The sequence below is a fragment of the Syntrophales bacterium genome, from assembly GCA_030655775.1.
Classification (GTDB): domain Bacteria; phylum Desulfobacterota; class Syntrophia; order Syntrophales; family JADFWA01; genus JAUSPI01.
Map to the genome: position 1 here is coordinate 1 of JAUSPI010000254.1, position 2,940 is coordinate 2,940.

At 42.3% G+C, this 2,940-nt stretch carries 4 protein-coding genes; all 4 read left to right on the top strand.

Annotation, left to right across the window (positions count from 1 at the left end):
- On the top strand, nucleotides 1–316 hold a 316-nt coding region (locus Q7J27_14180; protein MDO9530288.1), incomplete at its 5' end, for a hypothetical protein.
- A 5-nt stretch (nucleotides 317–321) separates the two neighbouring features.
- On the top strand, nucleotides 322–705 hold the full coding sequence (locus Q7J27_14185; protein ID MDO9530289.1) for an ASCH domain-containing protein: 384 nt from the start codon (nucleotides 322–324) through the stop codon (nucleotides 703–705).
- Nucleotide 706: 1 nt separating this feature from the next.
- Nucleotides 707–2,578, top strand: a complete 1,872-nt coding sequence (locus Q7J27_14190) for a hypothetical protein (GenBank protein MDO9530290.1) — start codon at nucleotides 707–709, stop codon at nucleotides 2,576–2,578.
- The coding region (locus Q7J27_14195; GenBank protein ID MDO9530291.1) for a DUF488 domain-containing protein at nucleotides 2,505–2,940 on the top strand (436 nt) is incomplete at its 3' end. The genes Q7J27_14190 and Q7J27_14195, both read left to right, overlap by 74 nt.

Sequence of the window (2,940 nt, forward strand, 5' to 3'; positions counted from 1 at the left end):
GCAGCAAAAAGGATTACCGGCCTGCAACTGGGATGAAAAAATCGCCATGAAACTGAACGATAAGGACCTTGCTGATTTCCTGACTGCCCTGAAAATTGGTAAGGGTGAAATTGTTCACGACCCTAATGCCGGAAAGAGCAACGGTGGAGGGAAGAACGGTTACAAGGTACTGTCCATTCAAAAAGGACCAACCAGCGGATATTTCGTCAACATGTCTTACCAGGAAAAAACTGTAAAGAGTTCGCTGGATGACAGTGAGGCTGGACGCCTCAAGCTATTGTTCATGTCGGCTATACCAAGTATTTATGGGTGGTAATGTTTGTGAAAGCTCTCAGCATCAGACAACCTTGGGCGTGGCTAATTGCTAACGGCCATAAAGATATTGAGAACCGCACATGGCCTACGAATTTTCGAGGGAAGTTTTTGGTTCACGCTGGCAGGAAGTTCGATCATGAAGGGTATGATTGGGTGTTGTCCGAAATGAATATCGAATTGCCGGAGTTAAAAGATTATGAACGTGGCGGAATCATCGGCAGTGCTGAGATCAGCGATTGCGTCACACGGTCCGGCAGCCGCTGGTTTTTCGGACCATTTGGTTTTGTAATATGTAACCCCAAACCACTTACTTTTCAACCGTATCGAGGACGTTTGGGTTTTTTTGAAATTGAAACTCCGGTTTATGACTCCCTGAAACGAGGTAAGTAACGTGAAAACCTACATCTTCGGGTCTGATTATTATAAAAGCGCAAGGATTAAAGCGGTTAGCCTTGAGCAGGCCATCAGACTATTTTGTATTCAAGAGCTCTTTCCTGAGAATTTTGTCGATAAAAGCTTCGTGAAATCTTCAGAATATTCCTCTGCTCTTGATAGGTATGTGAAAGTTTTTAAACCAGATACAAAACCTGCTATTTTTATACATGAGGGAGAAGGGGGCGAAAAGAAGAAAATAGGCAGCCTTTTCCTTTCCCAGGCCCTCGAACCAGACTATCAGAAACTTGTGCCAAAGCAGGCATTGCTCGATGGCGAGCATCCTGGGGAGGTGGAAGAAACGACTTTGCCTGTTTTAGGAAATGTCACAGCCATATCGACATATAATAAAATCCAGTTGAGGCAGAAACATGATCAAATCTTACTGAAGAAAGCTGAAATGGAACAGATGGTCCGCGAGCTAAATGTTTCTATGAGTGCGCTGAAAAAAGAGCTTGCAAGAAAGGCGGAGCTTATCTATGCGTTTGAGACATTTCTTGGTGTGCATGAAAAGGTGTATCAATTACTGGCAGGCGCACAGGCAGTCAAAGATGAACCTCTGGCTATTTACCAGCAAGTTCTCTATATGGACGAAGAGATTGGCGCTTGGGAGGATGGTGGGATCGACTTTAAAGACCTTGATAAGTTCGATGCCTGGATTGTTAAGAATTATGAGCGCTATCTATATCGAGAAAAGGCAATATGTGTTTTCCAGGTTAGGAGGCATAAAAAAGATTATGGCACTGATGCTTTTACAGATGTATTGCTCAACGTAGAGAATTTCAAAACATATTTCCTGATACGCAATGGAGAAAACCTTTATCGAATATGGGGAGAAATTAACATCACGCAAAGGCTGTTTCCGACAAAAACAGAATATGAAGACATTGTTAAAGACAGTTTCTCTGAAGAGACGAATAAACGGGAGCTCGAAAGGAAACATAAGGCGTACCTTCTAGGGCTCTTATATATTCAAGGGTTAATAGAGCGCACGCCTATACTGGGCGAAAACCTTAAAGATGTCAATTTGCTCACAGGTGACTTTTCCGAAGATCAAATAGTATTGATCAGAGACGACGAAAAGAATCAGTGGATTACAGATGGCCGTCCATCTTGGAGTGATCTTCTTAAACAGAATCGTTCAACAATCGGAGTTGGAACGCGAGTGGTCTTTTGCCGGTATGATTGGAAGAATTATGGCGAGTATAACGATGCCAACCGCATGTATCCAAATGTGCACAGCTCTTTTCCAGAACAAGAAAAACTTTATCAGATTGAAGAAGCCTTAGAGAAGAGTTATTGTAACTATGATTTTCTTATAAGATATAATCCGGAGGATGAAATATGGGGGCGAGATTACAGGGGATATTATGAGTCAAGAATCCGAAAAAACCGAATTCCTTTTCGATTCTACAAAGATGAGGTAATCAACTTTGATGCCATTACATTCGAAGAGTGCGACTATTACATTAAGAATCGCAACGAGAGAAAAGACTATTTGAATATATTGCCGGTACTGACCTGGATTAGAAACTTGAAAAAGGAAGAGGAGTCCTTAGAAAATGAATTTATCAAGTTGATACATGGCATTTCTGAAATGGCAGAAACAAATGTATCAGAGATAAAAGATGCTATTAAATGGTGGAAGTTGAAGAATAAATGGAAGCGAGATTTGATGAAAGATGATGCCAAAGCCTTGAGGATGATTACAAGGGCGTTAAAGAGTGGCAAATTTAAGAAAGAAGGTAAGGAGGAGAATGAAATACATTTACACCGTCGGTCATTCAAATATCCCCATCTCTCAATTTGTCGATCTCCTGGCTACTTCTAAGATTGCAGTGGTTGTGGATGTGCGATCCCGACCATTTTCAAAATATGCTTCTCAATTCAACAGAGACCTGATAAACCAAACCCTCTCCGCAAACAATCTCATATACGTTTATATGGGGGACCTGCTTGGCGGCAAACCGGAGGACAGAAAATATTATGACCGTGGGGGATATGTTATGTATGACTATATGGCTGAATCAGCATCTTTTCAGACCGGCATATCGCGCCTGATAAAAGGAACTGCCCTCTACCGGGTAGCTCTCATGTGCAGTGAAGAAGACCCCACCAACTGCCATCGCAAGCTCCTGATCGGCAAGGTGCTGAGGGAACAAGGAATTCATGTCCTGCATATCAGGAAAGGGG